Raw genomic sequence first — 3,935 nt, 5'->3', positions numbered from 1 at the left:
GGATAATCTTTTTCAGATTCAATTAGTAATTGAACCGCTCTTTCTCTAATTTCGGGGGTATAGTTTGGTTTTTTCATCGGAATAGTCTCTCAGAATATTGAGTCTCCGACAAACCCGGTACGGTTCATAATGTTGAATTAAAGAAACTAACAAAAGACTATATAGAAGAAAATTTTAGGTACTCCATTTTAGATATTTTTAAATCTAAAACTGATGATCAAATCATATTAAACAGAGAGAATTGGTGGAAAAAAACTTTGTTAACAAGAAAATTTGGTTATAACGCAAACTAATTCATATAAGTTTTCTTAAATGCAATAAAAAAGCCGATCATCTGATCGGCTTTTTATTCACTGCTAATTACTGCGCCATCAAGGCTTCAATATCTTCAACTGACTTCACCACTGCAGCAGTTAACACACGTGGGCCATTTTTCGTCGCCACCACATCGTCTTCAATACGAATGCCAATACCGCGCCATTTTTCATCTACAGTTTCATCATCCGGTGCAATATAAAGACCCGGTTCAACCGTCACGACCATACCTTCTTCATAGGCACGCCATTCACCGTCTTGCTTGTATGAACCGACATCATGCACATCCATACCCAACCAGTGACCTGTACCATGCATATAAAACTGACGGTAAGCTTCTCTTTCAATGATCTCGTCAATATCGCCTTGCATAATGCCAAGATCAAGCAAACCTTGAACCAAAATACGTACAGCAACATTATGTGGTTCTTTATAAGAGTTACCAATTTGAACTGCATTAATTGCAGCAATTTGTGAATCTAAAACCACATTGTACAAAGCTTTTTGTTCAGGACTGAATTTGCCATTCACAGGGAAAGTACGAGTGATGTCGGACGCATACAACTGATATTCACAAGCCGCATCAATTAAGACTAAATCACCATCTTTAAGTTCTTTGTTGTTTTCAACATAATGTAAAATACAGCCGTTTTCACCGCCGCCAACAATGCTGTTATAAGACGGCACACAGCCATTTTTACCAAAGACATAATTCAATTCAGCTTCTAGAGCGTACTCCATCATGCCCGGTTTAACGGTTTGCATAGCTCGTGTATGTGCTTCTGCTGAAATATCCGATGCAATTTGCATCATTTCAAGTTCGTCTTCAGATTTATGCAGACGCATTTCATCAATAATACGATCGAGTTGAATGACTTGTGCAGGCGCACTCGCACCTTTGCGTGATTCACCGCTCGCTGTTGCAATCCACTTAGCAACCCGTGCATCAAAATCAGCTTGCTGGCCTATTCGATAGAATAATTTATCTTTATTTTGTAATTTTTCTAAAATTTCTTCATCAAGCAAATCAATTGCATAAGCTTCATCGGCTTCATAATCATCTACTGCCCCATCTACACCCGCACGATAACCATTCCAAATTTCCATTTCACGGTCACGTTCACGGCAGAATAAACTGTAGCTATATCCTTCTTCTTCCGTATCAAATGTTTCAATAACAGCAACCGCTTCAGGTTCTGCAAAACCTGTTAAATAAAAGAAACTACTGTCAGCTCGAAATTTATAATCTGCGTCGCGGTTACGCATGGCTTCTTTGCTCGTGGCAATAATTGCAATACTACGTAGTCCCATTTCACCCGCAAGGATGTCACGACGTTCTTGAAAATCCGCTTGAGTTAATTTCTTCATTTAAATACTTCTTATACCTGCTGGCTGATATTGTTTAAATTTTGATTCAATTGAATATGAATCTGTCAATCTATGTGAGGTATGTATAAAACCACCTAATACCTCACACAGATATAAGCAAAATTAATGCCTTAGCTTGGGCGATGTGGTGTAAACATTTCTACCACATTATTCGCCTCAACCGCAGAGGCTTTTTTACTCACCACTTGTAGCAGAGGTGTTTCATCTACAGCTACTTTGGTGCGGCCCATTGACAAACTCACAGGGATTAAACGAACAAATTCGTATAATTCTTGGTAGCTTTCTTCACCTTCTTCATCATTGTCTGAATCTTCAAATTCAACCGCTGCCACATCTTGCAAGTGTTCAATTAACTCTTGTTCATTGGCACGTAAATGACCAGAAGCTAAACCGAAACCTAACACAACACCTGCACACCAGTCCGCTAATGCCTCAACACGCTCTGGTAAAAGGTGTTCATCGTCTGGCAATAAAGGAAGATAGTCTAATTCGTCATCTGAAAGAGAGTGAGCAACGTCTTCCGCTTCTTCAGTTAACAAAGCTAACGCTTCTTCGTTTAATTCTGGCACATCGAGTGTCGCCAATATCTGTTGCCACTCTTCACGGCTTGGTGGTTGTGACACACAAACTATACCTGTGAGTAATCCATGTAACTCACTTGGGCTTGAAATTTCTTCAATTTTAGAAAAATTGTGGGACCAATCTGACCAACCTGAAATATCGTCTTGCATTCGTTTATCCAATCTCTATACTTCGTATATATTACCTTTGTTTGCAATACTGTGCGACTACGTTATGTTAGAAGAATTACAGCGTCTCCAGGCGCATATTAGCGTTTTAAAAACGCGACTTGCGCAATTTGAAAGTGAAAATGATGCTCTGAATGATCAAAAAAATTCATCAGATGAACAGCATCATGCTCAAATTGTGCAAAAGAACGGCATTATCACCTCGAAACAAGAAGAAATTGAAACCCTGAATGAGCAATTGACTGATTCGCGTGCTCAACTTCAACAACTGAATACTGATGCGACCGCATTAGCAGATCGTTATAGCCGCCTTGAAAAAAGCTGCACAGATTTAAAAAATCGTTTTCAGGAAATTTTGGCAGAACGTAACGAGCTACGTATCATCAAAGAAAAGATGCAAAACGAACAGCGTCATGCTCAACAAGAAATTCAAGGTTTGCAGCAAGAACGTGAACGTTTATTGCAAAAAAATGAACACGCGAAAGCAAAAGTTGAAGCCATTATTCAACGTCTAGCCATTTTAGGTACCGCTCAGGATCACCACGCACAGGAAATCCAGCAATTGGCGCATCCGACTGAAACAAATGAGGAAGCATGAGCATGAGTGAACAAATTGCAGTAGATTTAAAAGTACTCGGCCACAGCTTTCGTCTTGCAACCACGTCAGATCAACAAGCGGATTTAGAACGTGCTGCACAGCTACTCAATGACAAGTACGATGAATTTCGCCGTAAGGCACCACGTATGGAGCCGAGCAAGCTCATCATTATGGTCGCGCTTGAGTTGATGCAAGAAGTGCTGTCGATGAATAAGAGCTTGCAGGAATATGCCAATTGCGAACTTTTGTTGCAAAATATTTTAGAACAAGTTGAAGAATTAACTGAATAATCGGTGGTTTAGTGATTATACTTTGCCCGATTGCTTCATTTTAAACGCTTTGTCTGCGTTTGGTGATTTGCCAAAAACACTGAATTCGTTATACTGAGCACATCTCTGAGGTGTTCGCCAGCTAGGTCTAATCCCCTGCCGATACTTAAACTTATGGATGTGTTCTGTATATTCTGAGCGTATGCCCTCCTTGTGTGGGAAACCCAGCGAGTGTACGTCGCGTCCACCTTGAACTCATCGGGTTCAGGGTCACGACATTTGCAGCGGCATCTTCGGAGTGTTTATTTGTTCTTTTATTTAAATAACTATAATCAAAAAATTAAATTGTCTTTTTATCTCTTTTTCTAAGTTTTACCTTTTTCACTTGATATCTGCTCTAGTGCTAATTGTGCTTTATCAAGTTGTCGATCCATTTCGGGTAATGCTTGCCGTAAATATTGTATAAATCCTATTCCTTCTTGTTGGGTCACGGCTTTGTTGCACAAAGATTTGAAATGCAAAGCGCCCCTAATTGAGCCAAATTTAAGGCGTAACTTGGGTAAGTGGTCGACCTAATTCCGTAAATCTGTTAAGAACTGCTACACGTGCATGGAT

At 39.8% G+C, this 3,935-nt stretch carries 5 protein-coding genes, 1 other RNA gene and 1 pseudogene; 4 read left to right on the top strand and 3 right to left on the bottom strand.

Going from position 1 to position 3,935, the window contains the following annotated elements; translation table 11 throughout:
• Positions 1 to 128: 128 nt before the first annotated feature.
• Positions 129 to 293: pseudogene (locus tag FTT84_RS18145) on the top strand (GIY-YIG nuclease family protein); the annotation flags it as partial.
• Positions 294 to 360: 67 nt separating this feature from the next.
• Here FTT84_RS18145 and pepP read toward each other — a convergent pair.
• On the bottom strand, positions 361 to 1,683 hold the full coding sequence (gene pepP / locus FTT84_RS17130) for a Xaa-Pro aminopeptidase (RefSeq protein ID WP_180081956.1): 1,323 nt from the start codon (positions 1,681 to 1,683) through the stop codon (positions 361 to 363).
• A 131-nt stretch (positions 1,684 to 1,814) separates the two neighbouring features.
• Positions 1,815 to 2,435, bottom strand: a complete 621-nt coding sequence (locus FTT84_RS17125) for a UPF0149 family protein (protein WP_067766080.1) — start codon at positions 2,433 to 2,435, stop codon at positions 1,815 to 1,817.
• A 64-nt stretch (positions 2,436 to 2,499) separates the two neighbouring features.
• Between FTT84_RS17125 and FTT84_RS17120 the strand changes: the two genes are divergently transcribed.
• From FTT84_RS17120 to ssrS, 3 genes are all read left to right on the top strand, one after another.
• Complete coding sequence (locus FTT84_RS17120; protein ID WP_067766083.1) at positions 2,500 to 3,051, top strand: hypothetical protein; 552 nt, start codon at positions 2,500 to 2,502, stop codon at positions 3,049 to 3,051.
• A 2-nt stretch (positions 3,052 to 3,053) separates the two neighbouring features.
• Positions 3,054 to 3,341 (top strand): cell division protein ZapA, encoded by a 288-nt coding sequence (locus FTT84_RS17115; RefSeq protein ID WP_067766086.1) that lies wholly within the window; start codon positions 3,054 to 3,056, stop codon positions 3,339 to 3,341.
• A 99-nt stretch (positions 3,342 to 3,440) separates the two neighbouring features.
• Positions 3,441 to 3,623: non-coding RNA, 6S RNA (gene ssrS / locus FTT84_RS17110), on the top strand.
• Between the two features lie 62 nt (positions 3,624 to 3,685).
• On the opposite strand, the gene FTT84_RS18140 is transcribed toward ssrS, so the two are convergent.
• The gene (locus tag FTT84_RS18140) at positions 3,686 to 3,811 is read right to left on the bottom strand and encodes a hypothetical protein (RefSeq protein ID WP_257232829.1); all 126 of its coding nucleotides are present in this window, start codon (positions 3,809 to 3,811) and stop codon (positions 3,686 to 3,688) included.
• Positions 3,812 to 3,935: the final 124 nt, after the last annotated feature.

Origin of the sequence: Acinetobacter sp. YH01019 (assembly GCF_013420285.1) — a bacterium.
In the GTDB taxonomy this organism is placed as follows: domain Bacteria; phylum Pseudomonadota; class Gammaproteobacteria; order Pseudomonadales; family Moraxellaceae; genus Acinetobacter; species Acinetobacter gandensis.
The sequence above is the reverse complement of the archived record's forward strand: the minus strand, read 5'-3'. Positions and strand labels throughout refer to the sequence as shown.